Source organism: Actinomycetota bacterium (genome assembly GCA_013152275.1).
GTDB lineage: Bacteria > Actinomycetota > Acidimicrobiia > Spongiisociales > UBA4744 > BMS3Bbin01.
This window is the reverse complement of record JAADGS010000053.1, coordinates 1-15,045: the sequence shown is the minus strand read 5'-3', so window position 1 is coordinate 15,045 and position 15,045 is coordinate 1. Positions and strand designations below refer to the sequence as shown.

Annotated in this window: 18 protein-coding genes; all 18 read left to right on the top strand. The window is 64.6% G+C overall.

Annotated elements, in window-relative coordinates:
• The coding region (locus tag GXP34_09120; GenBank protein NOY56135.1) for a chorismate synthase at positions 1-657 on the top strand (657 nt) is incomplete at its 5' end.
• Positions 657-1,145, top strand: a complete 489-nt coding sequence (locus tag GXP34_09115) for an AAA family ATPase (GenBank protein ID NOY56134.1) — start codon at positions 657-659, stop codon at positions 1,143-1,145. The genes GXP34_09120 and GXP34_09115, both read left to right, overlap by 1 nt.
• On the top strand, positions 1,133-2,137 hold the full coding sequence (gene aroB / locus GXP34_09110) for a 3-dehydroquinate synthase (protein ID NOY56133.1): 1,005 nt from the start codon (positions 1,133-1,135) through the stop codon (positions 2,135-2,137). Before GXP34_09115 ends, aroB begins: the two co-directional genes overlap by 13 nt.
• A 19-nt stretch (positions 2,138-2,156) precedes the next feature.
• Positions 2,157-2,714, top strand: a complete 558-nt coding sequence (gene efp, locus GXP34_09105) for an elongation factor P (protein NOY56132.1) — start codon at positions 2,157-2,159, stop codon at positions 2,712-2,714.
• Positions 2,711-3,067: a transcription antitermination factor NusB gene (nusB, locus tag GXP34_09100; GenBank protein ID NOY56131.1), complete on the top strand. Its 357-nt coding sequence runs from the start codon at positions 2,711-2,713 to the stop codon at positions 3,065-3,067. The genes efp and nusB overlap by 4 nt, the downstream gene beginning before the upstream one ends.
• Before the next feature lie 184 nt (positions 3,068-3,251).
• Positions 3,252-3,779 (top strand): bifunctional pyr operon transcriptional regulator/uracil phosphoribosyltransferase PyrR, encoded by a 528-nt coding sequence (gene pyrR, locus GXP34_09095; GenBank protein NOY56130.1) that lies wholly within the window; start codon positions 3,252-3,254, stop codon positions 3,777-3,779.
• Positions 3,776-4,693: an aspartate carbamoyltransferase catalytic subunit gene (locus tag GXP34_09090; GenBank protein NOY56129.1), complete on the top strand. Its 918-nt coding sequence runs from the start codon at positions 3,776-3,778 to the stop codon at positions 4,691-4,693. Before pyrR ends, GXP34_09090 begins: the two co-directional genes overlap by 4 nt.
• The gene (locus GXP34_09085) at positions 4,686-5,942 is read left to right on the top strand and encodes a dihydroorotase (GenBank protein NOY56128.1); all 1,257 of its coding nucleotides are present in this window, start codon (positions 4,686-4,688) and stop codon (positions 5,940-5,942) included. Before GXP34_09090 ends, GXP34_09085 begins: the two co-directional genes overlap by 8 nt.
• A gap of 29 nt (positions 5,943-5,971) precedes the next feature.
• Positions 5,972-6,862: a dihydroorotate dehydrogenase gene (locus GXP34_09080; GenBank protein NOY56127.1), complete on the top strand. Its 891-nt coding sequence runs from the start codon at positions 5,972-5,974 to the stop codon at positions 6,860-6,862.
• Entirely contained in the window at positions 6,856-7,545 is a 690-nt protein-coding gene (gene pyrF, locus GXP34_09075; GenBank protein NOY56126.1) for an orotidine-5'-phosphate decarboxylase, read from the top strand. Before GXP34_09080 ends, pyrF begins: the two co-directional genes overlap by 7 nt.
• A gap of 21 nt (positions 7,546-7,566) precedes the next feature.
• A complete protein-coding gene (locus GXP34_09070) occupies positions 7,567-7,878 on the top strand; it encodes an integration host factor (GenBank protein ID NOY56125.1) in 312 nt (103 codons plus the stop codon).
• Positions 7,879-8,274: 396 nt separating this feature from the next.
• On the top strand, positions 8,275-8,856 hold the full coding sequence (gene gmk, locus GXP34_09065) for a guanylate kinase (protein NOY56124.1): 582 nt from the start codon (positions 8,275-8,277) through the stop codon (positions 8,854-8,856).
• Positions 8,853-9,083, top strand: a complete 231-nt coding sequence (rpoZ, locus tag GXP34_09060) for a DNA-directed RNA polymerase subunit omega (protein ID NOY56123.1) — start codon at positions 8,853-8,855, stop codon at positions 9,081-9,083. The genes gmk and rpoZ overlap by 4 nt, the downstream gene beginning before the upstream one ends.
• A 6-nt stretch (positions 9,084-9,089) precedes the next feature.
• Entirely contained in the window at positions 9,090-10,268 is a 1,179-nt protein-coding gene (gene coaBC, locus GXP34_09055; GenBank protein NOY56122.1) for a bifunctional phosphopantothenoylcysteine decarboxylase/phosphopantothenate--cysteine ligase CoaBC, read from the top strand.
• Between the two features lie 246 nt (positions 10,269-10,514).
• Entirely contained in the window at positions 10,515-11,690 is a 1,176-nt protein-coding gene (locus GXP34_09050; GenBank protein NOY56121.1) for a methionine adenosyltransferase, read from the top strand.
• Between the two features lie 2 nt (positions 11,691-11,692).
• On the top strand, positions 11,693-13,462 hold the full coding sequence (locus tag GXP34_09045; protein ID NOY56120.1) for a hypothetical protein: 1,770 nt from the start codon (positions 11,693-11,695) through the stop codon (positions 13,460-13,462).
• Between the two features lie 15 nt (positions 13,463-13,477).
• A complete protein-coding gene (def, locus tag GXP34_09040; protein ID NOY56119.1) occupies positions 13,478-13,975 on the top strand; it encodes a peptide deformylase in 498 nt (165 codons plus the stop codon).
• Entirely contained in the window at positions 13,972-14,874 is a 903-nt protein-coding gene (locus GXP34_09035; protein NOY56118.1) for a methionyl-tRNA formyltransferase, read from the top strand. The genes def and GXP34_09035 overlap by 4 nt, the downstream gene beginning before the upstream one ends.
• The last annotated feature ends 171 nt before the right edge of the window (positions 14,875-15,045 follow it).

Sequence of the window (15,045 nt, the reverse complement as noted above, 5' to 3'; positions counted from 1 at the left end):
GGCGTCGAGGCACCGAAGGGCGCCGCACCGCAGCCGGAGGATCGCGACCGGCTCGATGCATCTCCCGTACGCGTGCTCGACACGACGGCGGCCGAGTCGATGATGGAGGCCATCGACTCCGCCAAGGCCGATCGCGACACGTTGGGTGGGATCATCGAGGTTCTCGCGTACGACGTTCCTGCCGGCCTCGGAAGCTACACGCAGTGGGATCGGCGCCTCGACGGACTTCTCGCCCAGGCGATCCTGTCGATTCCCGCAATCAAGGGTGTGGAGGTGGGAGACGCCTACGAGCAGGCGAGTGTGCGGGGGTCGGATGCGCACGACGAGATCATCCCGGGCTACGGACGGGCCACCAATCGCGCAGGCGGAGTCGAAGGAGGGACGAGCAACGGCCAGCCGATCCGCGTGCGGGCGGCGATGAAGCCGCTCCCCACCCTGATGCAGCCGCTCGCCAGTGTCGATGTGGCCACGGGGCAGACGGTCCCTGCACTGCGGGAGCGTTCCGACGTCTGCGCCGTGCCTGCCGCAGCGGTCGTTGCAGAGCAGATGGTGGCGATCATCCTGGCCCAGGAGGCGCAGCGAGCGTTCGGAGGAGCGACGGTGGCAGACATGCAAGCCGCCGCGAACGCGTACCGTCGCCGGCTCACGGAGTTCTGATGCTCTGGCTCATCGGGATGATGGGATCCGGCAAGAGCACGATCGGTGCAGAAGTGGCAGAGCGCCTCGGTCTGGAATTCGTGGACATGGATGTCTTGCACGAGCAGCGTTGGGGTTCGATCGTATCCCAGTGGGCATCGGTCGGAGAGTCGGGCTTTCGCGAGAGGGAAGCGTTGTTGGTGGCCGAGGTCGCGGCCCGTCCGGCTCCTGCCGTCGTCGCGACGGGAGGCGGAGCGATCACGTCGGCGGCCGCGGTGGATCTGATGCGGACCTCGGGAACGGTGGTCTGGTTGAAAGCACCGCCCGATACGCTCGCGAGCCGGCTCGTCGAAGGCCCACGGCGGCCGATCCTCGAGAAGCGCGCCCTGCAGGACATATACCGTGAGCGCCACGAGATTTACAGGGCGGCAGCGCATCACATCGTGCAGACGGATGGCCTGTCGACAGAGGACGTCGTGGAAGAAGTGGTGACCGCATGGAGAGGCTGATGGCCGCCGGCAGCCAGGTGTTCGTCGGGAGTGACCTTCTCGCTTCCCCGCTTCCATCACGCTCCGACCGCTCCGGTGCCGTGATCTTCACCCAGCCCGGAGCGCGGGACGTGGCCGAACGTGTGGCCAAGCATCTGGAAGCTCCCGTTCGCGTGTTCCCTGACGGGGAACGGGCCAAGACCCTTGCCGTGGCGGCCGCCACATATCGGTGGCTCGACGATATCGGATTGGATCGCCAGGGAACGATCGTTGTGGTCGGCGGTGGGACGGTCTGCGACGTCGGGGGTTTCGTGGCATCGACGTATCTGCGCGGGATCGAAGTCGTCTCTGTGCCCACAACACTCCTTGCGGCAGTCGACGCGGCAATCGGCGGGAAGACCGCGGTGAACCTCGAGGCAAAGAATCAGGTCGGAACCTTCTGGGAACCGAGCAGGATCCTCGTGGACCTCGATGTGCTGCGTGGCCTTCCTCGTCGTCTGGTTCGTGAGGGGATGGCGGAGATCGCGAAAGCCGGAATGATCGGGGACGAAGACCTGGTGGTCGAACTCGAGGAGCATGGGTTGCAGGCATCTCTCGAGAAGATCGTGCCGGCGGCGATCCGTGTCAAGGCCAAGATCGTGACCGAGGATCTGCGTGAAACGGGCTTGCGAACGGTGCTCAACTACGGCCACACCGTCGGCCATGCCGTCGAACGGGTTGTGGGTCTCTCGCACGGCGAGTCGGTCTCGATCGGTATGGCGGCTGCCGCACACATCGCCGAGTCGGTGCTGGGGTTCGGCCAGGCGGACCGGCAGCTCGCGCTGCTGGAGAGCCTGGAGTTGCCGACGACCTGCAGGGCGGATCTCGCAAAGGTGATGCACATGCTGAGAAAAGACAAGAAGCGAGACGGATCGCTGATCCGCATGGTCCTGCTGCGAGCGATCGGCGAACCAGAGATCGTCGCGGTCGACGATGCGGCCGTGTCCTCGGTGTTGTCGGATACACTCAGGTGAGTTACCACATGGAGTCGGCATGATCTCAACCAATGACGCGCGTCCGGGGATGGCCTTGGATCTTCCGGAGGGACTGTTCAGCGTCGTGGAATACCAGCATGTCAAACCGGGAAAGGGCAAGGCGTTCGTACGGATGAAGCTGAAGAACCTGGACAGCGGTGCGGTGATCGACCGTACGTTTCGGGCCGGCGAGAACGTCCAACAGGCGGTGATCGATCGCCGCGAGCATCAGTTTCTCTACCGTGACGACCTCGGTTATCACTTCATGGATCTCGAAACGTACGCCCAGTTCGCACTGAACGAAGAGCAAGTGGGGGACGCGGCATCGTTTCTGGTCGATGGTCTGACGGCGATCCTGCCGATGTATCGCGAAGTGCCCATCGCCGTCGAGCTGCCGGCATCGGTCGAGATGGAGGTCGTTGAAGCAGAGCCCGGCGTCAAAGGTGACCGGGTCTCGGGGGCCACGAAGCCGGTCACCGTCTCGACAGGGCTTGTCGTGCATGTCCCTCTGTTCGTGGAAGAGGGCGACCACATCAAAGTGGATACCCGCACCGGCACCTACATCACACGCGTGTGAGTACCGAAGCGCGCGAGCTGGCGATACAGGCGCTGTACGAGTTGGACCTACGCGGTGAAGGCCCGTCGTCGATGCCTGCGAGGACCGCCCGTCTGGTCGAGGGCGTTCTCAGTCACCAGGCGGAACTGGACGAGTCGCTGGACGCGGTATCCCGGCGCTGGCGAGTGGCTCGAATGGCTCCTGTCGATAGGGCCGTCCTTCGGCTTGCACTCTATGAACTCCGTTTCGAACCGGAGATACCGGTTGGCGTCATCATCTCCGAGGCCGTCCTGCTCGCCAAGAAATACTCGACGGAGAAGAGCAGCGCCTTCGTGAACGGAATCCTCGGACGTCTTTCGCGAACGGAACGCTGAGTCTGCGGTCACCCGACATGCCGGTGGGCCCCGGCCTTCGGGTACTGGCAACTGGTCACCGGACACTGCTACATTGCATCGACAGTCCTTTAACGCCGGTCCTGTGAGGCCGGGAAGGAGACAGCATGAACATACCGATGTCGGCCGCCCGAGAGGCGGCGTTTTTCATGTGGAAGGCCGCACGATGCCCTTGGTGATGGACGGCGCGGACGTCGCCCGCGTCGTGCAACGGATTGCGCATGAGATCCTCGAACGCAACAAGGGGCCCGCCTCACTGGTTCTGGTCGGGATTCACACCCGGGGAGTCCCACTCGCCACGCGGTTGGCATCGATCATCGAAGGGATCGAAGGCGTTGCAGTTCCCGTGGGTACACTTGGAATCGGCCTCTACCGCGACGATCTTGCCGCGCGTCCGAGGGCATCTCTATCTCGGACTGCGATGCCGCTCGATATCAGTGGGCGAACGGTGGTGCTCGTCGACGACGTCCTGTACACGGGTCGTACCATCAGGGCTGCGCTCGACGCCCTGACGGACCTGGGCCGTCCCGCCGCGATACAACTCGCGGCGTTGATCGACCGGGGTCACCGTCAGATTCCCATACGAGCAGACTATGTGGGCAAGAATGTTCCGACCTCGGAGGATGAGCGCGTCACGGTACGGTTGAGTGAGATCGACGGTGAGGACGGCGTGTGGATCGACGGTGTTCGATGAAACACTTTCTCACCACCGACACACTTTCCCGGGAGGAACTCGACGGCCTCCTCGACCTCTCCGATGAGTTCGTGGAGGTGCTGTCGAGACCGATTCCCAAGGTGCCGGCGCTGCGCGGCAGGACGGTCGCGATGCTGTTCTTCGAGCCTTCCACGCGAACCCGTATGTCGTTTGAGCGGGCAGCGAAGGCGCTCTCGGCCGACACGATGAGTTTCTCTCCAGGCACCTCCTCTCTCTCGAAGGGTGAGAGCCTCAAAGACACGGCGTTGACCATCAAGGCGATGGGAGCGGAGGCGCTGGTCGTGCGGCACAAAGCAACGGGGGCTCCATGGCGGATCGCGGACTGGACCGGTCTGCCCGTCCTCAACGGCGGAGACGGTGCGCATCAGCATCCGACGCAGGCCCTACTCGACGCGCTCACCATCCGCCGGCACTTCGGAACGCTCGGTGGACTCCGGATCGCCATCGTCGGAGACATCAGACACTCTCGCGTTGCCCGATCCGACATCTCTGCGTTCTCGACACTTGGCGCCGAGGTGACGCTCGTGGGGCCGAGCACACTGCTCCCCGTGGACCTCACGGGTTGGCCGGTCGTGACCGCGGAGGGCATCGACGAGGTCCTCGATCGTGATGTCGTGTATCTGCTGAGAATCCAAACCGAGCGAGGTGGAGCTTCCGTTCTTCCCTCCCTGCCCGAGTACGTCAGCAGATTCGGCATGACCAGGGAGCGCTTCGCGAGGATGCCGGACCATGCCGTCGTGATGCACCCCGGGCCGATGAATCGCGGGGTGGAGATCGCTCCAGAGGTCGCCGATCATGAACGGTCGCTCGTGGAATCTCAGGTGGCCAATGGAATTGCGGTCCGAATGGCGGTTCTGTTCCGACTCCTCGGAGGGGAGGTTGCCGATGCGTGAACTCGTATTGCAGAGAGGCATCGTTCTCGGCCCGGGCGGGCCGGCGGCGGCGGATGTACTCATCCGTGAAGGACGAGTGGTGGAGGTCGGCGGGCACCTGCGGGCGGAGAAGGTCATCGATTGCGACGGGATGCTCGTCGGACCAGGTTTCGTCGACCTTCACGTGCACTTGCGGGAGCCCGGCCAGGAGTGGAAGGAAGACATCGAGAGTGGATCCAGGGCGGCAGCCGCCGGCGGATTCACGGCCGTCGTGGCGATGGCGAACACCGAACCCGCAACCGATGCAGGACACCTCGCTCGCTATATCCAGGAACGGGGGAGGGAAGTCGGCCTCGTGGAGGTGATCCCTGCCGGGGCGATCACGCTCGGGCGCAACGGGGAACACCTCGCGCATCTCGACGAACTGTGGAAAGCCGGTGTGCGTCTGTTCTCCGACGATGGGAATACCGTGCAGGATGCGGGACTCCTGCGTCATGCCATGGAGTACATCTCCGACCTCGGTGGGACGGTTGCCCAACACGCCGAGGATCCCGGGCTGACTCGCAACGCCCACATGCACGAGGGCGCGGTCTCTTCGAGACTTGGTATGCAAGGCATCCCTTCTCTCGCAGAGGAGACCATCGTTGCCAGGGACCTCGCACTCGCCGAGCTCACCGGCGTCAGGTACCACGTGCAGCACGTTTCCACGGCCGGCACGGTGGAGCTGGTGCGTACGGCAAAACGTCGGGGCCTGCCGGTGACAGCGGAGGCTACTCCGCACCATCTGGCCCTGGATCACACCGAGATCGAACAGATGGACTCTGCGTACAAGATGTACCCGCCGCTTCGCAGCGCGCAAGACGTGGCCGCGGTCGCCGAGGCCCTGCGGGACGGTACGATCGACGCGGTGGCCACCGATCATGCTCCACATGCGGCAGCCGAGAAGGACGTCCCGTTCGAAGAAGCGCCACGTGGCGTGATCGGGCTCGAGACGGCTGCGGCGGTCGTGCAGACATTCGTGGCACCGGATCCGGTCACGCTGTTCGAGAGGATGTCGCTTGCACCGGCCACGATCGCCGGTCTCGGTGAGCACGGCCGGTGGTTGGAGCCCGGTGTGCCGGCCAACATCGTCGTCTTCGCTCCCGATGTCCGATGGACGCCGCGCCGATTCGTTTCGCGTTCGGGCAACTCCCCGTTCCTGGGACGAACCCTGACGGGGCGTGTGATGGCAACGGTGCACAACGGCGACGTGACCTACCGGTCGGAGTGATGACTTCACCGGTCGATACGAGAACCAGGTTGGGACCTGTACTTCTCGACACACCGTTGGTTGCGGCGGCAGGAACGTTCGGAGCAGTCGTCGACTTCGCCGCGGTGGCCGAGCTACAGGCGTACGGTGCCGCGGTCGCCAAGTCGGTGAGTGCCGAGCCGTGGCCCGGGCGTCCGGCACCACGTGTGGGGTCTGTGGGGACAGGGATGCTCAACGGAATCGGCATCCAGAACCCTGGTATCGAGGCCTGGGTCCTGTCCATGGCAGCCGAGATCGAAACGGTGCCGATTCCCGTGTGGGGCTCTGCGGTCGGACAGACACCGGGAGAGTTCGCGCTCGTCGCAAGCGAGATGGCTCGTGCGGGCGTTGGAGCGGTCGAGGTCAATCTTTCCTGCCCGAACCTCGAAGGGCGGGGAATCATCGCACTCGACCCGGCGAAATCGGGCGAAGTCGTCGCGGAGGTTCGGTCGGCGGTGGACATTCCCATCGGAGCGAAGCTGTCTCCCAATGCTGGAGATATCGTTGCGGTTGCCGGCGCCGTCATGGAGGCGGGGGCAGACTTTCTCACTCTGACGAATACGGTCAGGGGGGCAGGTATCGACGTGCGAACCCGACGGCCGATCCTCACAGGGTTGATCGGTGGCTACTCGGGGCCCCCGCTGAAACCGATTTCGCTCGCCTGCGTGCTCGAAGTTCACCGGGAGATACCCGACGCACCGATCGTCGGCTGCGGCGGGGTGCGGAGTGGGGAAGACGTGATCGAGTATCTCTTGGCCGGAGCGTCGGCAGTCGGTATCGGCTCGGTGCACTTCATGGAGCCGAGAGCTGGAAGCAGGATTCTTCGTGAGGTGCTCGGCCTCGCCAAGGAGTTGCAGTTCGCGACGTTGAGAGAACTGATTGGAGGAGTGAAACCGTGGTAAACCCGCTGATTGTGGCGCTCGACGTGGCGACTGCCGCTCAGGCGGTGCGGCTGGCACACATGCTCGAAGGCGAAGTGGGAGGTTTCAAGGTGGGCCTGGAGCTGCTGAGTGGCCCCGGGCCTGCGACGATCGCCATGCTCGGAGCGAACGGAGTCCCGGTCTTTGCCGACGCGAAGCTGCACGACATTCCGGCCACCGTTCGCCGCGCGGCAAGGCAGCTCGGAGCGCTCGGAGCCCGTTGGATCAGTGTGCACGCTTCCGGAGGAAGGGCGATGATGGAAGCAGCCGTGGAAGGTCTCACCGACGGAGCGGGCGGCAGAGACGCCGGTGTCCTCGCCGTGACGGTGCTCACGAGTCTCGACGAGGAGGCTTTGCACGGTGTCGGCATCGCAGCGTCTCCTGGACGCCTCGTCTCCCGCATGGCCCGTCTTGCCGCGGAGAGCGGATGTGAAGGTGTGGTCTGCTCGCCGAGAGAACTCGGCATCGTTGCCACGGTGGCACCCGATCTGGTGAAGGTCACTCCCGGGATTCGAGAGGCCGGAGCCGACAAGGACGATCAGGCAAGGATTGCCACCCCTCGCGAAGCGATGCGGCACGGAGCCGATGTCCTGGTGGTCGGTCGTCCGATCATCCGTGCCGCCGAGCCCGTGCTGGCCGCGCGTCGAATACTCGCGTCGATCTGAGGCTTGGTAGAGTGCGGACTCATGGCACCTCCCTCACTTACCAATGAGCAGCGAGCGGCTGCTCTCGCAAAAGCCGCCGAGGCGCGCAGGGTTCGCGCGGAACTCAAGCAACTCCTGAAAATCGGCTCGGTCACGTTCGCCGAACTGTTGGAGCGCGCAGATGAAGATCCGATCGTCGCAGGCATGAAGGTCACCGCCGTGCTGTGCTCGTTGCCGGGCACCGGCAAGGTCAAGGCGAAGCGGCTCATGGAAACACACGGCATCGCTGAGAGCAGGAGGCTGCGTGGCCTCGGTGGACGCCAGCGTGCCGCCCTCCTCGACACGTTTTCTTAGGAGCCCGCCGAGCAATGCATGGCACGCACCTCGACGACCGTGCATCGACGCTCGCGACGTCCTCAGCCCTCGAAGCACCACGATGGGTGCGCCTTCGTCCTGTGTCCTTGCGAGCGACACGCACGGCCGCCGATGCACGCACCGACATCACCCGGCAGACTCCTGGAGCCCGCCGAGCAATGCATGGCACGCACCTCGACGACCGTGCCCAGGAACCCGGCCTCCGGCCGCCAGGTCGTTCCGGTGTTCGTCTTCGGCAGGAGCCGTGATGCCCGCCCCACGGTCTCGTATCGATGCCCTGTCGCGGTACGAAGTACGAAGTACACGATACGAGATCCGTGAATACGAGATCCGCGAATACGCGACTGGCGCGCGGCGGCGCGAACGCGAGTCCTCGTGAGCACCGAGCGTGGGCGACTCATCGTCGTTTCGGGTCCTTCGGGTGTCGGCAAGTCGACGGTGGTGGCCGCACTCCACGAGCGGCACCCCTTCTTCTTCTCCGTTTCGGTCACGACGAGGAGGCGCCGACCCGGAGAGGTGGACGGGGTGGACTACCGGTTCGTCACGCCGGAGACGTTTGCCGATCTGCGGTCCTCGGGCCAACTCCTCGAATGGGCCGAGTACGCCGGGTATCGGTACGGAACCCCGAAAGATCCTGTTCTGGAGCAGCTGGCGTCCGGCAACGACGTCTTGTTGGACATCGAGGTCGACGGTGCAGCGCAGGTCAAAGCAGTGTTCCCCGAAGCGATCACGGTGTTTGTGGCCCCTCCGTCGATGGAGGCCCTCGAGCAGAGACTTCGGGGGAGGGGGGACACCGACCCGGAGCAGATCGAGCGACGCCTCGAAATCGCGGCATGGCAGCTGCGCAATGCCAGGGACACGTTCGATCATGTCGTCGTCAACAGGGATGTTGAGGACACGGTCGCCCAAATCCTGCGTATACTTGCCGAATCCCCCACGAGAGCAGATTCATCATGATGCAACCACCGGTCGAAGATCTCCTGGAAGTGGCGGGAGGTCGGTTCGATCTCGTCGTGCTTGCTTCGCGTCGCGCCCGCCAGATCAACGCCTATTTCAACCAGCTGGGCGAAGGAATCGGGCACTACGTTCCGCCACAGGTTCACACGTTGAGCCACAAGGCGCTGACGATCGCGTTCGAAGAGATCGTTCAGGGCAAGCTCGTCGTCGCTCACGCAGAGGACTAGCCGCCCATGCAGCGGCGTATCCTGCTCGGAGTCACCGGAGGTATCGCCGCGTACAAGGCCGTGTACCTGGCTCGCCGACTCGGCGAGGAGGGTGCGGACGTTCAGGTGGTCATGACCGAGGCGGCCCAGCGCTTCGTCGGGGCGCAGAGCTTCTCGGCGGTGACCGGCCACCGTGTCCTTACCGATCTCTTCGGTCGAGTGAGCCCGCACACCGAACTCGCGCACTGGGCGGAAGGTGTCGTGGTTGCGCCCGCAACCGCCACGACGATCGCCAAGGCGGCCGCGGGACTGGGAGACGACCTGCTGTCGGCGACGCTTCTGGCAACGCGCTCCCCGGTGCTCTTCGCTCCCGCGATGCACACCGAGATGTGGGAAAACGCCGCAACACGAAGAAACGTGTCCACGTTGATGACCGATGGGTATCGTTTCGTGGGTCCGGCGTCCGGAGCGCTTGCCGGCGGGGACTCGGGGCCGGGAAGAATGGTCGAACCCGAGGAGATCGTCACCGCCCTTTCGGCCATGCTGAATCCCGAGCTTGCAGGATGGGACGTACTCGTGACGGCCGGGGGTACCCGTGAGCCCATAGATCCTGTTCGGTTCCTCGGCAACCGATCGACCGGGAAGATGGGCCATGCCATCGCCGCCGAGGCGGCCCGCAGAGGCGCACGGGTCACGTTGATCAGCACGTCGGCCCTCGAGACACCCCCGGGGGTAGATCGTGTCACGGTCGAGACCGCGGACGAGATGGCCGAAGCGGTCCTGGAACGTGCTTCGCGTGTCGATGCGGTCGTGATGGCGGCCGCCGTTGCAGACTTCAAACCGGCCCAGATCTCCGATCGCAAGCTCCGGCGGAAGGAAGGCCCGCCGATGCTGGAGTTGACGAAGACTCCCGACATTCTTGCTGCCGTCGCGGCGCTCGAGACTCGGCCGTTCCTCGTAGGATTTGCCGCCGAGACGGGTCCGGTCGATGCAGCGATCGAGAAAGCCCGCGACAAAGGTGCAGACTTCATCGTTGCCAACGACGTGAGCGCACAAGGGTCCGGATTCGGAACCGAGACGAACCAGGTGAGCATTCTCGATCCCGATGGCGCCATCGACACGTGGCCGCTCATGTCGAAGCAAGAGGTCGCCGTCCGTCTTTGGGACGTCATCGTGGAGAGAGCGAAACCGCTCCTACGCCGATAGCCTGGCCGCACGAACGCGCTCGAGATTCTTTGCACGTGGGGAGTCGGCTGGTCGGCTCCCTGCTCGGGGCGGCTGGATCATGGACACGAGGAGCCACAACGTTCGCCCTGCGGTCTTCGGCCCGGCGGGTGACGATGTGAAGTCCCCGGCATTCGGTGCCCGGTACCGAAGCGAGCAAGACCGCCGATCCACGCATCGGCACCACTCGGCAGGCTCCAGTGATGCCGATGCCGTATACTCCCGGCGATGCGTACCTGGTTCTTTACATCCGAATCCGTCACCGAAGGGCATCCCGACAAGGTCGCCGATCGCATCTCCGACTCGATCCTCGATGAGGTGATCAGGCAGGACCCTGCGGGACGCGTCGCATGTGAGACGCTCGTAACCCGGGGCCGGGTTCTCGTTGCCGGCGAGATCGGCAGTAACGCCCAGATCGATGTCGACAGGACAACCCGTGGTGCAATCGCAGCTTCGGGATACGACAATTCCGCAGCGGTATTCTCGGCACAGACGTGCCAGATCGACAATCTGATCGGTGTGCAGAGCCCTGACATCGCCGGGGGAGTCGATGTCTCACTCGAGTGGAGGAACGGATCCACCGACCCGATGGACCGTCTCGGTGCCGGGGACCAGGGGATCATGTTCGGATACGCGGTCAAGGAGACCCCGGAACTCATGCCCGCCCCGATCGAGTACGCGCATCGGCTTGCAGAGCGACTCGCAGCGGTCCGCAAAGATGGGACGCTCGACTATCTCGGTCCGGACGGGAAAACCCAGGTGACCGTCGAGTATGAGGGTCGTACACCCGTCGCGGTGCACCGGGTGCTGATCTCGACCCAGCACAAGCCGGGGTTTTCCCAAGAGCGGCTGAAGGATGAGCTCGCGGAGGTGGTCGTTGGACCTGCACTGGATCCTGCGCTGATCGACGGAGAGTTCGAGTTGCTCGTCAACCCTTCGGGGAGATTCGAAGTGGGGGGACCCGAAGCCGATACCGGCCTCACCGGGCGCAAGATCATCGTCGACACGTACGGAGGCGCCGCCCGCCACGGGGGTGGTTGCTTTTCCGGGAAGGACCCCACGAAGGTCGATCGCTCTGCGGCGTATGCGGCGAGACATGCGGCGAAGAACGTCGTGGCGGCCGGCCTGGCGGAGGAGTGCGAGGTACAGCTCTCGTACGCGATCGGACGTGCCCGGCCGTTCTCCATTCGAGTGGAGACGTTCGGTACCGAACACATCGATCCGGTCGTTCTTGACGAGCTCGTCAGGGAACGCTTCGACTTTCGACCCGAAGCGATCATCGAACGGTTCGGTTTGCGCCGGCCGATCTACACGGCAACATCTGCGTACGGTCACTTCGGTCGTGAAGGATTCCCTTGGGAGATGACCGACCTGGCCGAGGATCTGGCAAGGGAGGCAGGCTGACTTTGCGCATTGCGCGAGTCGTTCCTGATCTTCCCACATACGCCGTCGACGAAGGGTTTCGCTACGCGACCGATCGGCCATTGCCGGTTGGATCCATCGTACGTGTACCTCTGGGACGAAGGGTCGTGCGCGGGTGGGTCGTCGGTGCGGAGCCTGGAGAGCCTTCGGCCCTGAAGCCGATCAAGGCGCTGTCGGCGGAGGTGCCGATCTTCACCGAAGACCTCTTGCAGACGCTGCGATGGGCCGCTCATCACTATGTCGCTCCCCTCGCTGCTCTCCTACGTCGTGCCGGTCCCCCGAACCTGCCTGGCAAAGTGGACACGGAAGTGCTTGCTCCGGTGGGACGGCAGGCATCGAGTGGGACGCCGGCGCCGATTTCCGCAGCAGCCGCCGGGGACCGGGCAAGGGCCGTGTACTGCCTGGTCGGCAGGGATGAGCTGACCGATACCCTGCTGGATGTCGGACCCGTTCTTCGCTCAGGCGGCTCCGTGATGGTTATCTTGGCGACGGGAGCAGAAGTCGCAACCCATGGCGCTCTCCTGCGTGCAGCGTTCGGAGCCCGTGTCATCGAGGTACTGCCCGAGGCCTCTCATCGTGAGGTCACCGCCGCCTGGGAGCGCGCGTGTGAAACGCCGGGACACGTCGTGGTGGGCACACACCGGGTTGTGTTCTGGCCGATCGAGGGGCTGCGGCTCGGGGTGCTTGTGGAGGAGGGGCGCCGAGCGATGCGGGACCGTCAAACACCTACGGTTCATGCGAGAGAGGTCATCCGGCGTCGGGCCTCGGTGGAACGCTTCAACATCGTGTATCTGGGGAATGTGCCGAGCACGACCGTGCTCGCATCGGGTGTCGAAGTCCAGCGGCGTTCGACCAGGGGATGGCCCCCGGTCGAGATCGTCGATCGGACGGAGGATCCACCTGGAAGTGGACTCTTTGCCCATCGGGTCAGAAACGCGATTGCGGGTGCCGTACGCAGAGGTGTCAGGGTGTTCGTGTTCAGTCACAGGCGCGGGTATGCCCCGGCATTCCGCTGCGTCAGGTGCAAGACGCTGCGCCGCTGTCCTTCGTGCGGGTCGCGGCCCGAACCCGGTGAGGCGTGCAGCCGATGCGGAGCCGAGCTGGGGTCGTGCAAGGTCTGTGGAGGGGGACGATTCGAACCGCTGGGAGCCGGCGTGGGAAGGATCTCCGAGGTCCTGCGCCGTGCACATGGGGATGGGGCGGTGGGTGCAGTTGGCAGCGCAGCCCTCATTTGGGTCGGTACCGAGCGTGATATCCCTTCGGTCACGGGGGTCGGGCTTGGCGTAGTGGTCGATGCCGACGGATTGATTCTCGGTAGCGCCTACAACGCGGCGGAGGAGGCCCTGCGCATTTTCGCGCGTCTCGCTGCCGGCATCCCGTTCGGCAACGGCCGGCACCTGATCGTGCAGACCGGTCAGCCGGAGCATCCGGTGATCGTTGCGTTACGCAGCGGGGATCCGCTGCCGTTTCTCGAGGGGGAGCTGCAAGTTCGGCAGGAGTTCGGGCTGCCGCCCGCCGGTGAAGTGATCGTTGTCGAGGTGACCGGGGGGACGCGGGACGCACGGACCGTGTTGCGGGAAGCCGTCGGAACAAGGGCGACCCTCCTGGGTCCCGCCGAGCGATCAGGCAAGCTGCGTTGGCTGATCCAGGGTCGTGATCTTTCCGATGTACGATCATCGCTCCGACCGGCCGTGCAAACGCTTCGCGACGGAGGCGCTGCCGTTCGACTGGATGTAGACCCTCTCGACCTCTGAACTATGCTCGCGGGCATGGCCATCTTTCCCATACGTACGTTCGGAGATCCGGTGCTCAGAAGCCGCGCAAGCGAGGTGGGGGAGATCGATGACAGCGTTCGGCGCCTCGTCGACGATCTGATCGAAACGATGTACGACGCGCCCGGTGTCGGGCTGGCAGCACCTCAGATCGGCATCTCGAAACGCGTGGTGGTGTTCGATGCAGGAGATGGCCCGAAAGCCCTGATCAATCCGGTGCTGCTCGAGACGTCCGGAGACTGGCTCTTCGAAGAGGGCTGTCTCTCCGTGCCGAACCGGTTCTGGCCGATCGAGCGTCCCTCCTTCGCCCGGGTGCGTGGACTGGACGAGTACGGCAACGTGGTCGAGTACGCCGGCGAGGAACTGCTCGGGAGGGTGCTTCAGCACGAGATCGATCACCTCGAGGGGATCTTGCTCATCGGACGCCTCGAACGCAGAGTTCGCAAACAGGCGCTGCGCGATCTCCGCGAGGAAGCGCTGGGGCTCGACCGGTGAGCAGGATCGTCTTCCTGGGTACCCCCGCTTCGGCGGTCCCGGCCCTGCGGACCCTGGGCCGACAGGTCGTGATGGTCGTCACCCGGCCCGACCGGGGTGCCGGCCGTTCACGAAAGCTGCGTCCCTCACCGGTCAAACTGGCTGCGTTGGAGCTCGGAATCGGGATATCTCAACCGGAGCGGTCGGCCGACTTGGCCCCGATCATCGCTTCGGCGGATGCGGATGTGGCGGTCGTGGTCGCCTTTGGGATGCTCATCCCGGCGCCTGTCTTGTCGATACCGGCGATGGGGTTTCTGAATGTTCATTTCTCGCTGCTGCCGCGGTGGCGCGGAGCTGCTCCCGTCGAGCGAGCCATCCTGGCCGGCGATCGCGTGACCGGAGTCACCATCATGCAACTGGATGAGGGGCTCGATACGGGCCCTCTGCTGGCGAAGCGAACGTTGCAGCTAGGGAGCGAAGCCGATGCGGTACGCGTCATCGGTGAGCTCGGCGAGCTTGGAGCAGAGCTTCTGGCCGAGACACTCCCGCCGTATCTGCGGGGGGAGCTGCAACCACGGGCACAGCCGACCGAGGGGATCACCTACGCCAAGCGCATCGACGTGTCCGAGATGAAGATCGACCCGTCGATGTCCGCGGAAGAGGTCGATCGGGTGATCCGTGCCTTCACGGCACGTGGAGGTGCCTACGGTTTCCATGATGGCGAGCGGGTGAAAGTGTGGCGAGCTCGCCTGGCGTCGGGCCCAGGCCTCGAGCCCGGTCGACTGGCCGTCCGCGAGGGAGCAGTGTTTCTGGGAACGGGCCGAGGCGATCTGGAGCTGCTCGAAGTACAACCTGCGGGCCGAAAGCGGATGGAGGCCGCTGCCTGGGCGCGTGGCCGCAAACTCGGCAGGTTCGCCTAGGAGCGTGGGTCAGTATCTGTGAGCGGTGCGATCGGCTGGCTGATGGTTGGGGTGTTGTGGGTTCTCGCGTTTCGGGTCGGGTTCGGCGAGAATTGCGGGTATGAAGAATGATTCTGGTGATGAGACTCTTTTCGAGGTGGCCGACGATGATGATCCTGTGGTGGGGAGGGT

Excerpts from the sequence above, each read along its gene's own strand:
- GXP34_09115 (NOY56134.1), top strand. The coding sequence starts at position 657 with ATGCTCTGGCTCATCGGGATGATGGGATCCGGCAAGAGCACGATCGGT.
- aroB (NOY56133.1), top strand. The coding sequence starts at position 1,133 with ATGGAGAGGCTGATGGCCGCCGGCAGCCAGGTGTTCGTCGGGAGTGAC.
- efp (NOY56132.1), top strand. The coding sequence starts at position 2,157 with ATGATCTCAACCAATGACGCGCGTCCGGGGATGGCCTTGGATCTTCCG.
- pyrR (NOY56130.1), top strand. The coding sequence starts at position 3,252 with ATGCCCTTGGTGATGGACGGCGCGGACGTCGCCCGCGTCGTGCAACGG.
- GXP34_09090 (NOY56129.1), top strand. The coding sequence starts at position 3,776 with ATGAAACACTTTCTCACCACCGACACACTTTCCCGGGAGGAACTCGAC.
- GXP34_09085 (NOY56128.1), top strand. The coding sequence starts at position 4,686 with ATGCGTGAACTCGTATTGCAGAGAGGCATCGTTCTCGGCCCGGGCGGG.
- GXP34_09070 (NOY56125.1), top strand. The coding sequence starts at position 7,567 with ATGGCACCTCCCTCACTTACCAATGAGCAGCGAGCGGCTGCTCTCGCA.
- rpoZ (NOY56123.1), top strand. The coding sequence starts at position 8,853 with ATGATGCAACCACCGGTCGAAGATCTCCTGGAAGTGGCGGGAGGTCGG.
- coaBC (NOY56122.1), top strand. The coding sequence starts at position 9,090 with ATGCAGCGGCGTATCCTGCTCGGAGTCACCGGAGGTATCGCCGCGTAC.
- GXP34_09050 (NOY56121.1), top strand. The coding sequence starts at position 10,515 with ATGCGTACCTGGTTCTTTACATCCGAATCCGTCACCGAAGGGCATCCC.
- def (NOY56119.1), top strand. The coding sequence starts at position 13,478 with ATGGCCATCTTTCCCATACGTACGTTCGGAGATCCGGTGCTCAGAAGC.